The 19,845-nt window shown below is 43.7% G+C and carries 18 protein-coding genes and 1 riboswitch; of the genes, 1 reads left to right on the top strand and 17 read right to left on the bottom strand.

The window, feature by feature from the left end; genetic code table 11:
* Positions 1–36: 36 nt before the first annotated feature.
* Positions 37–2,268, bottom strand: a complete 2,232-nt coding sequence (gene pflB, locus ACZ42W_RS19305) for a formate C-acetyltransferase (RefSeq protein WP_464171101.1) — start codon at positions 2,266–2,268, stop codon at positions 37–39.
* Between the two features lie 101 nt (positions 2,269–2,369).
* Positions 2,370–2,454: riboswitch (ZMP/ZTP riboswitch) on the bottom strand.
* A 496-nt stretch (positions 2,455–2,950) separates the two neighbouring features.
* On the opposite strand from pflB, the gene ACZ42W_RS19310 reads away from it, so the two are divergent.
* Complete coding sequence (locus ACZ42W_RS19310; RefSeq protein WP_464166884.1) at positions 2,951–4,294, top strand: MFS transporter; 1,344 nt, start codon at positions 2,951–2,953, stop codon at positions 4,292–4,294.
* A gap of 348 nt (positions 4,295–4,642) precedes the next feature.
* Here ACZ42W_RS19310 and ACZ42W_RS19315 read toward each other — a convergent pair whose 3' ends face one another.
* The 16 genes from ACZ42W_RS19315 to nifK all read right to left on the bottom strand — a co-directional run bounded on the left by ACZ42W_RS19315 (position 4,643) and on the right by nifK (position 19,827).
* Positions 4,643–5,851 (bottom strand): RNA-guided endonuclease InsQ/TnpB family protein, encoded by a 1,209-nt coding sequence (locus ACZ42W_RS19315; RefSeq protein WP_464166885.1) that lies wholly within the window; start codon positions 5,849–5,851, stop codon positions 4,643–4,645.
* Between the two features lie 111 nt (positions 5,852–5,962).
* On the bottom strand, positions 5,963–6,301 hold the full coding sequence (locus ACZ42W_RS19320) for a P-II family nitrogen regulator (RefSeq protein ID WP_464166886.1): 339 nt from the start codon (positions 6,299–6,301) through the stop codon (positions 5,963–5,965).
* Positions 6,302–6,410: 109 nt separating this feature from the next.
* Positions 6,411–7,802: an ammonium transporter gene (locus tag ACZ42W_RS19325; protein WP_464166887.1), complete on the bottom strand. Its 1,392-nt coding sequence runs from the start codon at positions 7,800–7,802 to the stop codon at positions 6,411–6,413.
* Between the two features lie 130 nt (positions 7,803–7,932).
* Positions 7,933–8,949 (bottom strand): methyl-accepting chemotaxis protein, encoded by a 1,017-nt coding sequence (locus ACZ42W_RS19330; RefSeq protein ID WP_464166888.1) that lies wholly within the window; start codon positions 8,947–8,949, stop codon positions 7,933–7,935.
* 188 nt (positions 8,950–9,137) lie between these two features.
* The gene (locus ACZ42W_RS19335) at positions 9,138–9,476 is read right to left on the bottom strand and encodes a P-II family nitrogen regulator (protein WP_464166889.1); all 339 of its coding nucleotides are present in this window, start codon (positions 9,474–9,476) and stop codon (positions 9,138–9,140) included.
* Between the two features lie 66 nt (positions 9,477–9,542).
* The gene (locus ACZ42W_RS19340) at positions 9,543–10,934 is read right to left on the bottom strand and encodes an ammonium transporter (RefSeq protein WP_464166890.1); all 1,392 of its coding nucleotides are present in this window, start codon (positions 10,932–10,934) and stop codon (positions 9,543–9,545) included.
* Positions 10,935–11,210: 276 nt separating this feature from the next.
* Positions 11,211–11,648 carry a HutP family protein gene (locus ACZ42W_RS19345; RefSeq protein WP_464166891.1) on the bottom strand — a complete coding sequence of 146 codons (438 nt, stop codon included), beginning with the start codon at positions 11,646–11,648 and terminating at the stop codon, positions 11,211–11,213.
* Positions 11,649–11,818: 170 nt separating this feature from the next.
* Positions 11,819–12,961 carry a homocitrate synthase/isopropylmalate synthase family protein gene (locus ACZ42W_RS19350; RefSeq protein ID WP_464166892.1) on the bottom strand — a complete coding sequence of 381 codons (1,143 nt, stop codon included), beginning with the start codon at positions 12,959–12,961 and terminating at the stop codon, positions 11,819–11,821.
* Between the two features lie 108 nt (positions 12,962–13,069).
* Positions 13,070–13,477 carry a NifB/NifX family molybdenum-iron cluster-binding protein gene (locus ACZ42W_RS19355; RefSeq protein ID WP_464166893.1) on the bottom strand — a complete coding sequence of 136 codons (408 nt, stop codon included), beginning with the start codon at positions 13,475–13,477 and terminating at the stop codon, positions 13,070–13,072.
* Positions 13,478–13,552: 75 nt separating this feature from the next.
* Positions 13,553–14,005 carry an N-acetyltransferase family protein gene (locus tag ACZ42W_RS19360; protein ID WP_464171103.1) on the bottom strand — a complete coding sequence of 151 codons (453 nt, stop codon included), beginning with the start codon at positions 14,003–14,005 and terminating at the stop codon, positions 13,553–13,555.
* 161 nt (positions 14,006–14,166) lie between these two features.
* The gene (locus ACZ42W_RS19365) at positions 14,167–15,003 is read right to left on the bottom strand and encodes a radical SAM protein (protein ID WP_464166894.1); all 837 of its coding nucleotides are present in this window, start codon (positions 15,001–15,003) and stop codon (positions 14,167–14,169) included.
* Positions 15,004–15,062: 59 nt separating this feature from the next.
* On the bottom strand, positions 15,063–15,326 hold the full coding sequence (locus tag ACZ42W_RS19370; RefSeq protein ID WP_464166895.1) for a ferredoxin family protein: 264 nt from the start codon (positions 15,324–15,326) through the stop codon (positions 15,063–15,065).
* Positions 15,327–15,350: 24 nt separating this feature from the next.
* On the bottom strand, positions 15,351–15,722 hold the full coding sequence (locus ACZ42W_RS19375) for a NifB/NifX family molybdenum-iron cluster-binding protein (protein WP_464166896.1): 372 nt from the start codon (positions 15,720–15,722) through the stop codon (positions 15,351–15,353).
* An 11-nt stretch (positions 15,723–15,733) separates the two neighbouring features.
* Complete coding sequence (gene nifN, locus ACZ42W_RS19380; protein WP_464166897.1) at positions 15,734–17,023, bottom strand: nitrogenase iron-molybdenum cofactor biosynthesis protein NifN; 1,290 nt, start codon at positions 17,021–17,023, stop codon at positions 15,734–15,736.
* 1 nt (position 17,024) lies between these two features.
* The gene (nifE, locus tag ACZ42W_RS19385) at positions 17,025–18,383 is read right to left on the bottom strand and encodes a nitrogenase iron-molybdenum cofactor biosynthesis protein NifE (RefSeq protein ID WP_464166898.1); all 1,359 of its coding nucleotides are present in this window, start codon (positions 18,381–18,383) and stop codon (positions 17,025–17,027) included.
* Positions 18,384–18,399: 16 nt separating this feature from the next.
* Positions 18,400–19,827, bottom strand: a complete 1,428-nt coding sequence (nifK, locus tag ACZ42W_RS19390; protein WP_464166899.1) for a nitrogenase molybdenum-iron protein subunit beta — start codon at positions 19,825–19,827, stop codon at positions 18,400–18,402.
* Between the last annotated feature and the right edge of the window lie 18 nt (positions 19,828–19,845).

Genomic DNA, 19,845 nt, shown 5'->3' on the forward strand with positions numbered 1-19,845 from the left:
AATATGCTCCTTTAAAATACCTATCTAAGTTACTACCTACATTCGGTCAAAGAAGGTTCTTTTGATAACCTCAAGTTGGTGAGCTCGACTCAATTTAGTAAAGTGTACAGCATACCCGGAAACCCGAACAGTGAGTTGAGGATAGTTTTCCGGTTCTTCCATAGCCTTTTCTAAGAGGCCTCGATCCATAACATTCACATTAAGATGATGAGCCCGCTGAGTAAAATATCCATCAAGTAATTGGACTAGATTTAACTCTCGAGTTTCCTTATCTTTCCCCAAAGCCATCGGGACGATGGAAAACGTATTGCTGATGCCATCTCGACATGCCTCATATGGAAGTTTGGCTACAGAATTTAAACTCGCGAGAGCTCCATGGGTATCTCTTCCATGCATCGGGTTTGCCCCAGGGGCTAAGGGCTCTCCTTTTTTACGGCCATCCGGGGTAGATCCAGTCTTCTTCCCATACATAACATTAGACGTAATCGTAAGAACAGATAAGGAATGTTTAGCTTGGCGATAAGCCGGATATTTTTTTAAGTTCTCATTAAAACCTTGTACTAGCTCAATAGCTATCTGATCGACCCGATCATCATCGTTACCATACTTCGGGAAGTCACCTTCAATCTTGAAGTCCACTGTGATTCCCTGTTCATTGCGAATAGGATAAACTTTGGCATATTTAATAGCACTAAGGGAGTCCACAGCGACCGAGAGGCCTGCCACTCCAAAGGCCATGATTCGCTCAACGTGACTCTCATGAAGGGCCATTTGAATTTTCTCGTAGGCATATTTATCATGCATATAATGGATGATGTTCATCGTATTTACATAGAGCTTACACAGCCAATCTTGGAGGATCAGGAAGTTCTCCTTTACTTTATGGAAATCAAGCACTTCCTCCTCGCAAAGAGGTACTTCCGGTCCCAACTGCTCCCCAGTATTCTCATCTTTACCCCCATTGATGGCGAGAAGTAGAAGCTTAGCCAGATTTGATCTTGCCCCGAAAAACTGCATCTGTTGTCCAATCTTCATCGGAGAAACACAACAGGCGATTGCATAGTCATCCCCATAATAGTCTCTCATGATGTCGTCATTTTCATATTGTAAAGAACTTGTGTGAATGGAGACTTTAGAGCAATACCTTTTAAAATTCTCAGGTAAATCTATCGACCACAAGACCGTCAAATTCGGCTCTGGAGCCGGGCCTAAATTATAAAGAGTATGCAAGAAGCGATAGGAATTTTTTGTAACCATTGTCCTACCATCCATTCCCATTCCTCCGATGACTTCCGTAATCCATAAGGGGTCTCCAGCAAAGAGTTCCTCATATTCTGGTGTTCTAAGCTCACGAGCTAACCGCAGCTTGATGATAAATTGATCGACGAGTTCCTGAACTTGAGATTCTGTGAGCAAACCTTGACTCAAATCCCGCTCGATGTAAATATCGAGGAACGTGCTCACCCTGCCTAAGGACATCGCAGCTCCATTCTCTGCCTTAATCGTCCCGAGATAAGCGAAATACAACCACTGAAATGCTTCACTCGCATTGCTCGCTGGGCGACTAATATCAAAGCCATAAGAGGACGCCATTTCTTTTAATTCATCTAATGCTTTGATCTGTTCTTTAATTTCTTCGCGTAAACGAATCGTTTCTTCATTCATTGTGGCATCATTAAGCTTTCTTAGATCTTCTTCTTTCCCCTTAATCAGTCGATCCACTCCGTATAAGGAAACCCTCCGGTAATCCCCGATGATTCTCCCTCGACCGTAAGCATCGGGAAGTCCAGTGATAATTCCACGACTCCTCGCCTCGCGCATCTCCGGAGTATAGGCATCAAAAACTCCTTCATTATGTGTCTTACGGTATTTAGTAAAAAATTCATCTAGAGACTTGTCCATCTGATACCCATACGCTTCACAGGCCTGCTTCGCCATCCGAAGTCCCCCGAAAGGATGTACCGAACGTTCTAAAGGCCTTTCTGTCTGTAACCCAACGATAACTTCCGACTCCTTATGGATATAGCCAGGACCATAAGCGGCAATCCCAGTTGCTCGGCTCGTGTCGATACTCAGAACCCCATGGTTTGCTCTTTCTTGTTTCAATAAATCTAGGCATTCGTCCCAAAGGGCGGCCGTTTTCTCGGTCTTATCACTTAAAAATTCCTCATCGCCCTGATAAGGTGTGTAATTCTTCTGGATAAAGTCCCGTACATCCACTTCGCTCTGCCATGCTCCATTTTTAAAGTTACACCACTCTTTGTTCATCTCTTGCTTCATCTTTTGCTCCATTTTTTTCCTTGCTCCTTCTGCATAAAAATAAAGACCGCCTGAATGAAGACAGCTTTACCCCTAACAAGGTAGCATAGTGTCTTCGCCCAGGCGGTCGGCATGAACAGGTTACACTCCATTGTAGTTTGTTCTACAACATATCCGCCAGTCGTGTAACTGTTTGTTAATCAAGTTGATTATTGCCCTATTATAGTTAATATCTTATTTATTTACAAGAGACTTTTCCATAATAAGATTTTTCAAAACACTTTCTAAATTTGCACTACCCTTATAAAGCGTCTTCACCTGTTTCGCCGTCCCAATAGTCGTTCTCCTTTAGTTTGATTACATCAAACGCTGATACTGGCGAAACTGGAATTATCTAAAAAATAGATAGTAAAAGCGACAAATTCAGGGTACAGGTAGGAAATATTGTGGTATAATAAAGTAATTTTATATGGATAGAACGCTCGCTCATGGTTAGAGCAGGGAAAAGATAAAGATCACTTTACCTATTAAACCAATGCCACCCAGCTTAAGCTATGACCTATATCGTATCCATCTTCTTATTATTAAGTTTTAATCATCAATCATGTGCAAAAAGTCACTTGAGGGGAGTGATTATGTAATTAGACATTGTTAAGCAGTGAACATAAAAAATATAGGGGGCGGTAAATGTATGACTAAGACTACGATTTCTTCCATAATTGATCGATTAGGAGTCACAAAATACACGTGGACAATATGGGTATTGGTGGGTCTCGCACTGGTGTTTGATGGTTATGACTATATCATTGTTGCTTATACAATGCCGCAGATGGCCCAGGAATGGGCCTTAACGAAGGTTCAAACTGGAAGCCTTGCTTCTTGGAGTATGCTTGGTGTGGTGGTAGGGGGAGTAATCGCCGGGATGTGTTCTGATCGTTTCGGGAGAAAGAGGACTCTTGCTTTCTTTGTGGCTTTCTATTCCTTGCTAACCTTCCCCATTTATTTTGCGCCAAGTTTTGCAGTCTTTGCTATTCTCAGGATAATAAGTGGTATTGGTATTGGTGCCTGTATACCTGTTGCAATAACACTGGCATCCGAGAATTTTCCAACTAAAAATAGGGGTTTTTTTACAGCAGCGACATTGTGTTTTTATGGCTGGGGCTGGGTACTTGGTGGAATTGTGGCCCTTAATGTGGTTCCAACATATGGGTGGAGAGTGTGTTTTCTTATGGGAGGGTTACCTGCTCTTTACGCGATATTCATTTTATTTAAAATGCCCGAATCTATAGCATGGCTTATAGGCAAAGGGCGTGAAGCAGAAGCCATAGAAATAATTAAACGCATGGAGATAGTTGCTACAGGTAAGGCTAGCGAATGGCTCCCTGGTAGTATAGTTTTACCGCCTGCCCCTAAAAAAGTAGGGGTAAGTGCTCTTTTTTCTGCAGGTTATATGAAAGAAACGTTAAGTGTTTGGCTTCTTTACTTCATGAGCATGTTTATTATTTATGGGGTAACAAGTTGGATGCCAACCCTTCTTATCGGAAAAGGATATGGATTGGTTCTTGGATATACTTTCTCTATTTTACAAAATCTTATTGGATCGATTGGTGGATTCGCAACAGGCTTTGTTGCAGATATTATTGGACGTAGAAAAAATGTTATTGTTAGCTTTTTGTTTACTGCAGCAGCAATTCTCCTATTAGGAGCTGTTACAGGCAAATGGGCAGTACTTATTATTGCGGTGTTAGTTGGTGTTTGCATGCAATATGCGAATGGTGGAGCACTGCCTCTCATGGCTGAAATATATCCAACCGAATTTAGAAATACTGGTGTCTCCTGGGCTCAGTCATTTGGACGAATCGCAGGATTTCTCAGCCCATTATTCGTAGGTTATATTCAACAGGTCGGCTTTGATTTTAGCAGTACTATGAATATGTTTGCTTTTCCGGCAGTCATTTGTGTATTGGTCTCAGTGTTTTTAATTACCGAAACGAAAGGAAGAACCGTCGACGGCATTGTTAGTATTAAAGGCTAATTTGTTGGGAGAATTTAATTGATCCTTTGTTCTTTACTATGCCAAGTTAGCTTCCACCACCTCCCGTCTGGATAAGGTTGTGGAAGCTATTTACTTAGAGTTTGTAAAAATTCAACCGTTCTTGGATCGAAATACTGTTACTACTCATACTCTACCTTGTGAACGTCCCCGACCTCACGCTATGCTAAGAGGTTCGGGGCTTCTGGCTAAGTCCAAATGTATGTCTCAAGGGTATCTCGGTTTCGAAACGCCTCACTCAGTGAGTGTGAGTCCATCATTTAGGTCGCGCCAGCAACGATATGCCCTTCGGCATATGGGCCAGGTCCATGGCTCCTACTACTTCTCGCTTTAGGCGATCCGTAGATACTTATATCCGCTTAGAGCAATTTCTCGGTACTGTCCATACTTGTGCTTTGTTAAGATATTGTTCGCTCCATGGATATCTCGATGTTGTTCATAACCGCATATACAGCTGTAATTTCTAGAAGAGGGTTTCTTTCTCTTCCCACAAACGGGACACGTTTGTGTGCTATAAGCTTCGTCCACCTTTTTTAAGCTTATTCCTTCGGCGGCAAGTTTGTACTGGAGATAGCGGGTGGTTCGACCAAACGGCCATTGGGATAGTTTCTGGTTGAGTTTCGACGATCGCTTTCGCTTGTTTTGTTTTTTCTTAGGTGAGTTGTGGCGCTGTACTCCTTCGACATCCCCTATGACGACATCCTTAACCTGATTTTCCAGGCACCAATTGACGAACTTTCGGGTGGTTTTGTGGAGAGCATCTATTAATTGTGCTTCACTCTTACTTAATACATAACTTAAAGCGCGTCGATACTTTTTCCATTGACGAGAACCTTTCTGACATTGAGCGAGTTTCTTTTGGAGTTCTTTCAATTTCTTATTACGTAACCGCGCGAGGCTTCGTACCTTGCGTCCGGTAATCATAACGGCTTGACCCTGATCACAGACTGAGGTAATGGTATGAATTTCGCCTAAGTCAATAGCCGCTAAGCCCTGGGCTCTGTTTTCTTTGGGTGTTTGGCCATCCTCGAAGGTGATCGCTAACTTTAGGCCTCGGTCATAGATGAGTTCAATCTCTTTAATTTGGCCGGGTGGCAATTTCTTAACGTGTACCCCAATCGGTTTCTGACGTTTCCCCTCGATAATTCCTAAACTCAACTCGATTTTTCCCTGTTCGCGAATCCGGAATCCATCCTTTTTCCACTTCGTATTAAAATGCTCTTTCTCTTTATAAGGATAACGGATCTGAGCATGCCCTAAGGCTCTCACTTTCTGAGCATTCTCTCGGGCATCCAGATACTTCTCATAGACCGCTTGGATGGATTGGCTATGGATCGGGTACTGACCTTTGGTGGCCAAGTGAAGAGTCTTGCGGTTAATCCATTGCCCTGTTTTTTGATGATGTTCCTTGGCAAGCCCAAGACAATGATTCCAGATTTGGGCAGAGATGCGGTTACAGGAAAAGAGACGATTGAGATCGCCATTGGAGGTCTGGAAATTCAGCTTATATGCCCGAATGATAGCGAACACTCCTCTCATCCATTTTAACTATATTTTACCATGAGCAGGAGATGATAGGAACATCAGTTCGGGAAATATTTGGGGACGGCGATTCATCGCACCACCTAAAGAGGTGGGAGTCTTCTCGCCTTATAAAGCGTCTTCACCTTTTTCGCCCGTCCTAATCCGTATAGCCTCTTCCACGGGATGAACAAAAATTTTACCATCTCCAACTTCTCCGCTTCGTACGGCTTTTGAAATGATTTGGATAATCTGTTCGACCGATTGATCCTTCACAACCATTTCAATTTTCACTTTAGGAAGGAGATGAACCTCGTATTCCACTCCCCGATAGATTTGAGTGTGCCCTTTCTGTTTTCCGCAGCCAATGACTTGAGTTACTGTGAGTCCGGTTACTCCAAATTCATCTAATGCAGCTTGAGCCTCATCGAGCTTGCCGGGTCGTATAATCGCTTCAATCTTCTTCATTGAGTTCCCTCCCTTTATATTTTGAGATTATCTCGTTGTATTTAGCTCATTCTTAAACTTTTACTCATAGATTTTTATTTCGAATTAATTTCGAACTACTACTTAACTTCTAACGAGCTGGATATCCGTTTGTATCGGGAATTGCGACCGGTTTAGAGCCAAACATAGGTGCCGGCATAAATCCATTACCTATAAAGTCTGGGTAGGCCTCTTCTCCATGCATGGATACATCCAATCCTATTTCTTCTTCTTCGGAAGTCGCTCTCAATTTCGTAAATACTCCCACCAGCTTAAGGATAACAAAAGTTGCGACAACAGCTAAGGCAATGGTTACTCCCACACTTAAAGCCTGAATTCCGAATTGAGCTGCATTTCCATACAAAAGTCCATCTGCTCCTGCAGGGTTAACGGCCTTCGTTGCAAAAATCCCAGTTGCTAGTGCTCCCCATACTCCACCAACTCCGTGACAGCCAAAGGCATCTAAAGCATCATCATAGCCCAGTTTTGCCTTGAGTACACCCACAGCGAAGTAGCAAAGTACCCCACCGACTAATCCAATGAAAAGTGCCGATAAGGGAGTGACAAACCCTGCTCCCGGTGTGATTGCGACGAGCCCTGCTACCGCTCCACTGGCTGCTCCGAGGACAGTGGGCTTACCGCGATGAATCCATTCTGCTGCCATCCAGGATAATGCGGCTGCAGCTGCCGATGTGTTCGTCGTAACAAGGGCCATACCTGCTAAGCCATTCGCCCCTAAGGCGCTTCCTGCATTAAAGCCAAACCAACCAAACCACAGAATCCCAGCCCCTAATACTGTCATAGGGATTTGGTGAGGAGCCATCGGTTCTTTACCATGACCCTTTCGTTTACCTATAACCAAGGCAGCTACTAACCCTGAAACCCCTGAGCTGATATGCACGACTGTTCCACCAGCAAAGTCAAGAGCACCCATATTCCGTAAGAATCCACCGACTCCCCATACCCAGTGAGCCAAGGGGAAATACACTGCAAGTAACCACAAGGTGATGAATCCCAAGAACGCTGGAAATCTCATACGTTCAGCGATTGAACCCGAGATAAGGGCAGGCGTAATAATCGCAAACATCATTTGAAAAGCCATAAACACTAGGAAGGGGATGGTTGCTGAATAATCCGGATTAGGTTCCATACCTACTCCAGTAAGTCCCAACCAATCTAACCCCCCGATTAGTCCAGCATGATCTGGACCAAAGGCCATGCTAAAACCTACTACAACCCAGAGAACAGACGCGATGGCCAAAATAATAAAACTATGCATAACCGTACTTAAGACATTCTTTTTCCGAACCATCCCACCGTAAAAAAGGGCTAAACCTGGAGTCATTAAAAAGACGAGTGCTGTGGACATTAGTATAAAACCTGTATCCCCTGTATCTACGGTTGATGTCTCTGCCGCAAAGACCGAAGCGGGAAGGGCCAACATGCTTATAACTGTAATTAATAATACCCATAATCTTTTCATTCTTATTTCCTCCTATCTGCTTGCTTGAATGCACAACTTACTTTATAAAAATTTAGCTTTGACTTTAAAAAACATAAACGCCGTACAAAAATCCAGAAAGTCTAGATCATCGTGCGGCGCCTTTGCCTACTTATAATGTTTCGCAGATTATTGCTGACCAATCTTTTCCTTTATACGCATTATATCCCCTTGTATGCGCATAGCCGTAGATTCTCGAATTTCCAGCACTATTCTTTTCTAATATAAACCCATAATTCTCCCCACGAATAGCTCGCTTAGCCGCCTCCAAATGTTTTAGATTATCTTTTAATATTCCCTTCCGGCTTCGACAGGCAATGACATCTCCCTCTTTATTAATAATGAAAATGTCCCCGTTTTTTCCGATTCGGGCAGTATCTATAATATCGTAGATAAAATCCCAATTAAAACGTGTGGAGAAGTAACCTAAGGTTTGACCCTCTTCATTAACAATCGGGCAGGTATAAGCTACTGTATATAGATTATCTAGAGAGGATAAGAAGAGATCAGTAACGGATATAGAATTTGCCGCCTTTGCCTCCTTGAACCAATCCTTGTCTGCATAGTTCTTACCAATAAGTTCACGATGGACACCTGCTGCAACAATTGTTCCTTCAGTATCTAATACATAAAGGTCGATATATACTTCGTAAATTTCGACGAGCGACTTTAAAAGAGTATTTGCAGCTGAAATGCTATCCGATTCTTTAGAAGAAAAACAATTTCTCACCTTATCAAATCTTGCCCAAGCTTGAGCATCACAGTTTCGTTCAAAAAGGTTTCGATCAATCTTATCGATTGTATCATAGGCTACATCAGCGGTCCGTGCAGCCATGACTTCATTGGCTTTAGTCTGGATATTGTCCACAATTTGTGTACTTTCCTTGGTTGAAGCTAGACTACGTGTGGCCAATTTCTTAATTTCATCGGCCACTACACCAAATCCTCGGCCAGCTTCTCCTGCTCTTGCCGCTTCTATGGCGGAATTCAAAGACAACAGGTTCGTATGCTTTGCCACTTCTTGAATGGAGGAAATTACTTTCCCCATTTTTTGGTTCGCCTCTTTAAGCTCACTGAGTAAGATTGATGCATCTGTTGATGAATCTATAGTGAGTTCATTGCTAAGCAAGTTATTATCCTCTCCTTTCAGCATAAACCTAAATTGCTGTATAAAAGAAAGGCGCTTTGGGAGTATCTCTACTCCCAAAGCGCCATTGCTTTAATCCAATCCAAATTAAGTTATACCCTTATTTTACTTAGAGTTCTTGAAAAACGCAACCAATCTACGTTGAAATATTGTATACTCACACTCTCTCTTCAAAGAGCAACTTCGCCTGATTCACCCGTTCTGATCCGTACAGCCTCTTCCACAGGATATATAAAGATTTTACCATCTCCAACTTCTCCGCTCCGTGCAGTTTTTGAAATGATTTGGATAATCTGTTCAACCGCTTGATCCTTAACAACCACTTCAATCTTGACTTTAGGAAGGAGATAAACCTTGTATTCCACTCCCCGATAGATTTGAGTATGCCCCTTCTGTTTTCCGCAACCAATGACTTGAGTTACTGTAAGTCCTGACACTCCAAATTGATCTAGTGCTGCTTGAACCTCATCGAGTTTGCCAGGTCGAATAATTGCTTCAATTTTCTTCATCGAGTTTCCCCCTAAAATCTTAAATAAGATTCTTATTAATAAATCCTTAAACTGCTACTTCTTCTTTTAACTCGCTGGATGTCCGTTTGTTACAGAAATTGCCTGGGGTTTAGATGCTAACATAGGTGCCGGCATGAATCCATTACCTATAAAGTCTGGGTATGCCTCTTCTCCATGCATGGATACATCCAATCCTATCTCTTCTTCTTCGGAAGTCGCTCTCAATTTCGTAAATGCTCCCACCAGCTTAAGGATGACAAAAGTTGCGACAACAGCTAAGGCAATGGTTACTCCCACACTTAAGGCTTGAATTCCTAATTGAGCTGAATTCCCATAAAAAAGTCCATCTGCTCCTGCAGAATTCACAGCCTTCGTGGCAAAAATCCCTGTAGCCAGTGCTCCCCATACTCCACCAACTCCGTGACAGCCAAAGGCATCTAAAGCATCATCATAGCCCAGTTTTGCCTTGAGTACACCCACAGCGAAGTAGCAAAGTACCCCACCGACTAATCCAATGAAAAGTGCCGATAAGGGAGTGACAAACCCTGCTCCCGGTGTGATTGCGACGAGCCCTGCTACCGCTCCACTGGCTGCTCCGAGGACAGTGGGCTTACCGCGATGAATCCATTCTGCTGCCATCCAGGATAATGCGGCTGCAGCTGCCGATGTGTTCGTCGTAACAAGGGCCATACCTGCTAAGCCATTCGCCCCTAAGGCGCTTCCTGCATTAAAGCCAAACCAACCAAACCACAGAATCCCAGCCCCTAATACTGTCATAGGGATTTGGTGAGGAGCCATCGGTTCTTTACCATGACCCTTTCGTTTACCTATAACCAAGGCAGCTACTAACCCTGAAACCCCTGAGCTGATATGCACGACTGTTCCACCAGCAAAGTCAAGAGCACCCATATTCCGTAAGAATCCACCGACTCCCCATACCCAGTGAGCCAAGGGGAAATACACTGCAAGTAACCACAAGGTGATGAATCCCAAGAACGCTGGAAATCTCATACGTTCAGCGATTGAACCCGAGATAAGGGCAGGCGTAATAATCGCAAACATCATTTGAAAAGCCATAAACACTAGGAAGGGGATGGTTGCTGAATAATCCGGATTAGGTTCCATACCTACTCCAGTAAGTCCCAACCAATCTAACCCCCCGATTAGTCCAGCATGATCTGGACCAAAGGCCATGCTAAAACCTACTACAACCCAGAGAACAGACGCGATGGCCAAAATAATAAAACTATGCATAACCGTACTTAAGACATTCTTTTTCCGAACCATCCCACCGTAAAAAAGGGCTAAACCTGGAGTCATTAAAAAGACGAGTGCTGTGGACATTAGTATAAAACCTGTATCCCCTGTATCTACGGTTGATGTCTCTGCCGCAAAGACCGAAGCGGGAAGGGCCAACATGCTTATAACTGTAATTAATAATACCCATAATCTTTTCATTCTTATTTCCTCCATCCATTTCCTTAGTAATAACGCTTAATTAATCTATTATTATTTCCATACCCTTTCGTCGTATCTCCCTTCTTAATTTCTGTTAAATAGCTGCCCAAGCAGATCATTTCGAAACATCACCCCCTAATCGTGGTAGTTAATCATTAAATCCCCTTATATTGAGTAAAAAAATAGAGAGACCCCTAGATCAGTTTGAATCAGGGTTCTCTCTTTAACACTTTAACACTTCCAAATCATCCGATTTGGCACCCGTATAGTTTGAAACTATAAATGCATATACCCTAAACCTACTCGACAATGCTCTGAAAGAGCATGAAGGGATGAACGACCGAATATCGCAATGGCAATCCAGTCTCGATCTGTTGCTATGCCAATCTTTAGCGCATAGCTCGCATTGCTATTCGTATGGATAAACACGCTAGTACTCGCTTCTAAAGTAGCATGAACGAGTGCATGGATGTCCTTTGCCTCTTTTTTAATAATACCCGTATTGATTGCAGCGGACAGCACCGAATGTGTCAATTTCCCTGTCGGCTGCAAGGCTGCAAACGTCCCACCTATCTCGGTCACCGCACAATGCACGTTTTTGGAAAGCATCCACTTTTTTAACTCATCCTCTTTTTCACGTGTTTCCGTCAACGCCAAGGAAAGTGCGATTCGTTCCAGAGAAGGCTTATCTTGATTCTGTATACGTTCTTGCATTCAAAGCCCCCCTTCTAAAATAAAAAACGCCGTTCAAAAATCCGGTTAAGCCAGATTCTTGTACGGCGCCATTGCCTTTATTTATCTTGTATCTAAGATACTGCAGTTTCAGATAAATAACAAGAGGTTTTGGCAATGAACACTGTATACTTATGAAAGATGGGGTCATGCTAAGAGTTAACTGTTTTTCGTGCTTGCTTGATGCTCTCCACGAAGGGTAGAATATCTTTTACCTCAAGGGAAGTTTTTTTGACGCTGCTATACAGTCTTACCCTAATTAAGAGTTCTGTCAGTTGATCCTGGTTGTAAGATATCCCTTCTTTCTCAAGCAATCTTACAAGTTCCTTTGCGCCGGAGTACTTTCCAAAGGCCATAGTGTGTTCACGTGAGATGCTCTCTGGAGGAAACGGTTGATAGTTAACAACATCCTTGCGAATTCCATCGAGATGAACCGCTGAAGTATGTGTAAATACATCTGACCCTACAATTGGCTTCGAATGGGGAATCTCTCGGCGTGTTATTGAACTTACCATGAGGCAAATAGAATGAACTTGACTTATATCGAGTAAAGTGGATCGATTCAAAACGTGCTGTATTGCAACCGCGACTTCCTCGAGAGGTGCATTACCCGCTCTTTCACCGAGCCCTCCTACGGTCACACTCACTGCTTTGAACCCTGCCTTTATGGCTGCGAGAGCATTTGCAGTAGCCATCCCAAAATCGTTATGAGCATGAAACTCAAGCGGTATAGTACTTCTACGGGCTAGTGGAAAAAAACGCACGTAAACTTCAAGCGGATCTAATACACCCAAAGTATCTGCGAGCCTTATCCTATCGACCTTTAAGCCCTCCGCTTCCTTGATAATACTCATGAGAAAATCAACATCAGCCCGACTGGCATCCTCAAGCCCCAGGCATACATATTTCCCCTCCTTTTTTGCCAGGGTAACTAATTCCCCCATACTCTCTATTGCCCATGCTCGACTTTTTCTTAACTTATGTTGAATATGCTGATCAGAGACTGGGATACAAACTGAAACTCCACCTACTCCCGTTCGAAAACTGGTTTCTAAGTCAGAACGTACTGCCCGATTCCAGGTCATTAATCGTGCTGGTAAACGCAAATTAACAAGCCGTCGGATTGAATCAAATTCATCTGGGCCAACGCTGGGAACCCCAACCTCGAGTTCATCGATACCCGCATCTGATAAGCGGGTTGCAATCCTGGCCTTTTCTTCAAAACTGAAGGCCACACCTGGAGTTTGTTCACCATCTCTAAGGGTTGTATCACAGAGCCACACAGAGTCACGCATTATTTACCCCCCTTTAAACTAGCCTATAGCCTCTGTACGACACGCAATGAGTCATCTGCAGCAGGCGTATCTACACTAGATCAATAAGTCTTGACTGAAGAAGAACTTTCAGAATTTATTCTGTAGCCAGTGAGGCGGATTATTGATGAACATTTGATGCAACCTTTGAGCCGCCTCATCAATTCTCATCTCCCCTTGAGTCTTTAAAGGAAAGATATTGTGTTGCATGAGCCGAGCAACCGCAGGTCCACCGATTTGGCTACAATATAAAATGGAACACCCCTTAACCGCTTCGATCCGTTCAAGTAGTCGCTTCTCCTCATCTTCCCGTTCGTAATCCTGATGCTCTAAGATTTCTTGAGGGTTATTGTCCTTAATCCCTTTAGACTTAAAACTGAGTATGCCGACCTTATAAAAAGAAGAAGGTGCAAATTCATAAATTATAATGTTCGAACTTCGTGCAAAGTGGGCATCAATGTATTGTTCATCCTCGCTACAAAATGCAACTCGAATCATAACGCTTTCCTCCTAACCCACCAGTGTATTTTCACATTAGTTAGCTTGCTCTATTTCTTAATTCACGGGCGCTTGTCATACATGAGTCCTTAAACAGATTAGCTCAGTAACCTTCCAATTCATCTTTTTATAGAACCCAAATGCCCGTGTGTTGTTGCGATCTGCTAATAACTGCAAGCGCCTTACCCCTTGTGAAATCGCCCATCCTTCAATAGCAAATAGCAAATCCTTCCCTATACCTTTCCCTCTATAGGTGTCATCAACTACTAAATCTTCGACTAATGCAGCTATCCCACCCTCGGCAGTGGACACTAAAAGCTGCGCCGTACACATTCCTACGATTTGATCATTTAGCTCAGCGACCATAACACACCGATTTTTACGATCAGCCAGCATCATTTCCAGACCACGTTTTTGAGTCTCTTCCTGGAAGGAAAAATCGCTTTCAATGGAAAATAGTATCCTTAGCAGTCTGATCATAGCGCTTATGTCAGCATACTTTGCTCTTCTAATCATTGGGTCCGGCATCCGATCAGTCACTATCCTTCCCCCTAGCCTACGAATCTTCAATCATACCTTCCGAACCATTAGACGATTCTTCGTGCCCTCTAAAGCCAAAAACCTTCTTTCGCAAGAACACGAGGCAGCACCGTGCACTGTTAAAGAAGGTCTTTGGCTTTCTTGCACTATTAGAGCACTCCAATAGCGTCAGCACGGCATTGTTGACAATGAGTCATCTGGGGTAGAAGTGAGCCAAGACTATGACGACCATTCATTAGCTGTTCCTTAGTCGGAGCCTTGATATGCGCGAGTTTTCCTTGGGGAATCAAAGGCATAATGTTGTGAAGGTGGGCACCTCTCTTCTTAATTTCTAAGCCCAAATTGAATAAAAGCTGGTCATTGACTCCAGGAATAAGCACAGTGTTAACTTTTACAGTCATTCCAGCCTTCGAAGCCAATTCAAGTCCAGTGAGTTGATTATTTATTAGGATCCTTGCAGCATCAGGCCCAATCAGAGTTTTACCTTCCCATTGAACGTAACTATAAATTTGGGCTCCTACTTGCTCTTCCAGAGTATTGATCGTCACTGTAACGTGAGACACCCCAATCTCAACCAATTCATCGATCTTTTCTGGTAATAGGAGTCCATTGGTGCTTATACACAGGATCATATCCGGGAAGTGTTGTTTTACTCCTCTTAAGGTTTCAAAGGTTGCACTATTTGCTAAAGGCTCTCCTGGACCGGCGATTCCGACTACGGTAAGTTTGGATCCGATACTGGATGCTTTTGCTTTCCTTACTGTCTCAAGGGCTTCTTCAGGAGTTTGTACCCTACTGGTCACGCCTGGACGGGATTCATTAGCACAATCAAATTTTCGCACACAATAATTACACGAGATATTGCATCCTGGCGCTACGGCTAAGTGTATACGCCCTGTATTACCATGCCCTTTTGTTGAAAAACAAGGATGCCCGAGATTTAGGTTAGGAGTATTCATATTTCCTTGTGTACATGCTTTATGCATTTCAATCCCTCCAATCGTTCCTTTATTATTTTTTTTACTACAATGGTCTCGCGAAAGCCTTAAGCTGTTTTTTCTTTGAAGGTGTAACAACGCCGAACGCAGATACTCCCGCAAGATTGGCAACCGACACATTGATCTTTATTGGAGATTTTTGCTATTTGCCGCTCTGTTCCCTCATCATCTTCGTAAGTCTCTATCCCTAGACATTTTTGAACACATAGTTTTACACATCGTCCGCATCCGAGACATTTGTCCTTATCAAAGGAATCCACATACAATGGTGTCCAAGGTGATCCGCCAAAGGTTTTATATACCACGCTCACTTCAAATCCCCCCAAGTAACTTTTTTAATTTTTCTCAGTATCCAGCTTCTTTTTTAACCACGGTGGTAGTTTTTGAGAAAGCAGCAATTTATTAAGTCGATTCACTTCATCGTCTATTGGAGTCCCCTCAAGTGCTTTGATGGGATGAATGCCACTCTGAACTAATCGTGCTGCCGCTGGGCCGCCTATCTGGGTGCAATAAACAATAGCACACTCTTTGAGCATTTTTATCTGGGTATCGACTTTATCTTCGGATTCTACCAAGTCTTCTGCAGCAAAAGATGCCTGGTAAATACCTTGGGTATCCTTGGCAAATACATATATCTCAAATCCCGGGGCAGAGGCAAAATGTGAATCAATAGTTAATCCATCGCTACTAGCAAAGCCTACAAGCATGCTGTTCACTCCTAACTTACTGAATTTAACGCATCAAAGAGAAATCGTTGCGTGCCTTCATAGCCAATCCAGCATTTCTGCGGATAACCCGCCTTGTCAAATACTGGTAGACCCGCTCGCAAATGGGGTAGTTTAAGCTCCCCTGCAGCTATCCGACCGTTTGAGTTGGCGATGATTAACTTACTCTTGCCTGCTCGCTCTTCAAGGGTTTCCAAGTCTCCCACTTCGATGGGAATGGGTAAGGATAGCCTATCCATTCCGGCTTGTGATGCTGCCATGGCCACTGTAATCTCAGCTCCCACCTCAGCCAAACAAGACCCTAAACTATAGAGAAGATCCATCTCTAAGGCGATAGCAACCTTAATCTTTCCCAATTGATCATGATAGTCTGCCAGGGTATCCAGCAAGCGACTCCTTTGTCGAAGTTGTTTTTCCGGTATCTCTTTGCCTGATAGCTTGGCAAGAGTTAAAACAAAGGAATCCGTGGCAGTTAAACCAGTTAAGGTGGGAAAATTATAATGGGGGATATTGTATTTTTCCTTAAGGATTTCTCCTGCCCTCTCCATACTCAAACCAAAGGATAAACAAGCCATTGCTTTTGACAAGCGCTGAAAATCTTCGAGAGGCGTTCCCCCCTGAACCACAGGGGCAGCCTCTAGCTCGGCATGCCCATCCAGAGAGATGGAAAGATCAGGTATGGTAAGGGGTCTAAAGCCAAAATCCACAATAATCTCTTTCAGTTCGTCCACATCACCAGGAGTCAAATGGCAACCGGGCAATAAAGCGATGTACGCTTCTTCATCTGAATATGATTGCTCCGAAGCCTTAGCGGGATGCCCGGCAAGGGTAGTTATTAGAGCCTCTACCGTACGTTGATAACCTTCCTGCATGGAGCCGATATAGTCTGGGGTACCGGCAATTACTACAGGCAGATCTTTTAAATCTGGTCTTTCCAAGCGAAGGCTGGCCAAGGCACTATCCATGTCGTCTCCATAAGTTTCTGTAAGTCCCGAACTCATCACGCCGATAATTTGAGGGTTGTATTTATCAGCTGCCACAGCAATGCCTTTTTTAAGATGCTCCCAACCGCCGAAAATGACCGAGTCTTCCAACAAAGCGGTGGAATTCAAGGGAATTGATTCCTTGAAATGCCTATTAAGCTGTAAGCGAATGAACGAAGAGCACCCCTGAGAGCCATGAAGTACGGCCAAAAGTCCATCGACGCCAAGGTAAGCCAGTGTTGCTCCAAGAGCGGGGCTGTTTTTCTGGGGGTTTCCCTCATAATGTCTATTTTTAGTCATCTCATTCACTCTCCTTTGGAGGGAATTCCTGTTTTAAAAGCCCCCAAACTGGACTATGCATTGTACGGGCTAAGCTCTCGGCAAAGGTGATCATACCCTGATAACCAGCATAAGGCAGTTTCCGACCGTGATTTATATCTAAAAAGGGGGTTCTTGTTTTGTGGGCTAAATATTTTGTTTTTCCTCCAGCAACGATCAGATCTGGTTTTTTCTCGGCTATGATTTTTAGAAAGCCTGCTGGACTTGTATCTTCAATGATCTGAGCTGTAGGATCCATCAGTGCTTTCATCCGTTGAAAATCGTCTGGTGTGGAGTTTTGCGTCCCTCCAGCTAAAATGTTAATCCCCAGTTCAGCTAAGGTTGACACCATGGACCAGGTTTTAACACCGCCTGTAAACAAGATCGCCTGTTTGTTCTCAAGTAATTTTTTGTAGCTGGCGATGATCTTTCGTGTTTCCTCTTCCTTCTTTTGCACATAGGCTAAGGTTCTCTCCAGTAAATCTGGATCTCCCAAGGCTTTAGCGATGTTGATCAAGGTTTCAGAGGTGTCATGGATTCCATAAAAGGACCCCTCCATGTAGGGTATACCGTATTTACTTTCCATTTTTCTGGCTAAATTGGTCAGGCTTTTAGCACAGATAAGCACATTAAGACTAGCTCTATGAGCGGAACGGATGTCATCGAATTTAGCATCCCCGGTAATGGCCGTTTGGACAGTGATCCCTAAGTTTTCGAAATCCGGTAGAATACCCCATAGATCACCGGCGATGTTATACTCCCCAATCAAGTTAACAGAAAGAGGTATTTTATCATCCGGTCCCTCACCTGTGCCGATGACTCGATCAAATAGAACTTCCCCGGCAATACGATTGCCAATGTTTTTATCTCCTAAAAATCCTGGACAATTTACGGGAATCACGGGAATCGTCAATTCCTTTTCAGCTTGTTCACAGACGGTGTTCACGTCATCACCGATCAAGGCAGATACACAGGTTGAATAAACAAATATTGCTTTGGGGTTGTGACGAGCGGCGATTTCCAAGATGGACTCTTTAAGCTTTTGTTCGCCGCCATAAATTACGTCATTCTCCATAAGATCAGTAGTCAGTCCCCGTCGGAAGAGTTGGGAACCAGAGGAGCGAGCTCCTCTGTTATCCCAAGAGTTCCCTGCACAGGCAATCGGTCCGTGAACGAGGTGCGCTACATCCGTAAGCGGCATCAGCACAACTCGCGCCCCATCATAGGCACAACTGCGTTCTGCCCCTTCACCGGGTAGGGCCTTCATGCATAATTTAGGCGAACCGACTTCCGACTGACACTCTTTATCTTTAAGATCTAACTTGGTAAGATTGGTAAACATGAAGCACCCCTCCATTCTAGCGCAGTAATTCGAAGTATGCGTCTGTTGAAGCCCGATCCTTTTCCTCCAAAAACGTATTGGCAATCATGGTGATTAAGTTAATAACTCCTGAATAACCGACAATTGGGTAGCGATGGAGATTTACACGATCATAGACAGGAAAACCCACTCTGACAAGGGGAATGTTAGCGTCACGGGCAGCCCATTTACCATGGGAGTCACCAATCAGCATATCCACCGGTTCCGTAACTAAAAGTGAACGCAGGTGCCAAAGGTCCTTATTGGGGTATAATGTTGCTCCTTTTCCGTAAGGGCTGGAGGCCAGTAACTTTTCCATGGCTTTTTTAAATAAAGGGGTCGAATTTGAGCAAACGATATGAACTGGTTCCCCTCCCATTTCCAGGAGGAAGGAGACCAATCCCATCAAAACATCTGGGTCACCGAAGAGAGCAAACTTTTTACCATGAATATATTGATGGGCATCGGTCATGGCATCTACAGCAAGTCCCCGTTCATAGGTAATTTCATCGGGAACCTCTTTGCCCGTTAATTTAGCGACGGCTTCAATAAATTTATCCGTGCCCGCTAGCCCGATGGGCATAGAAATGGTTTCAACGGGAATAGACTCACCGGTCAGATACTTTCCGGTATTAGAGGTCGAGTATGTCTGACATAATAGATAACCAGCAGCGTTTAGGGCCTCAGTCATTTCCGCAAGGGGTGTTCCACCTGGATATAATTCATACTTACCTAAGTTAGGAGTATCCACAACATTGCTATAGTCAGGTAAAAGAGTATAGGGAACATCCATAACTTTCAAAAGACGTTTATATTCACGAAGATTGGCCGGATAGGTGTCAAAGCCTGGGACAAGATAGAGACGATCGTTGATTTCATCCTCCTGTCTAGGAGTGGCTAAACACTCAATGAGCCCTTTCAGCATCGAGTCATATCCTGCGATATGAGACTGCTTAAAACTCGGAGTATTTGCAAGAGCAACAGGAAAATCCTTGGGTACCGCGTCTTGCTCCTTGGCATTACCTAAAAAGGAGTTAATATCGTCCCCAATGACTTCAGCCATACAGCTTGTGTAAACAGCAATGACTTTGGGGTTATATACCGTATAAGCATTCTTTAACCCTTCGATAAAGTTGGCTTGACCGCCAAACACTGCCGAGTCCTCAGTCATCGAATCCGAAACGGAGGCTACCGGTTCCCGAAAGTGGCGAGACAGGGTGCTGCGAAAATATGCAGTACAACCTTGGGAACCATGTGTAAAGGGGAGACAGCCCTCAATCCCTAAGGCACAAAGCAAGGCACCCAGAGGTTGGCATGCTTTAGCGGGATTGATGACAAGCTTTTCACGGGCAAAGTTCTTTTCACGGTACTCGACACTATTAAGCCATTCTTTTGTTGCTTTTGTACAACTCTCCATGTGCGTCATCCTTTCTGCCTGAATTTT

This window comes from Desulfitobacterium elongatum (genome assembly GCF_055378975.1).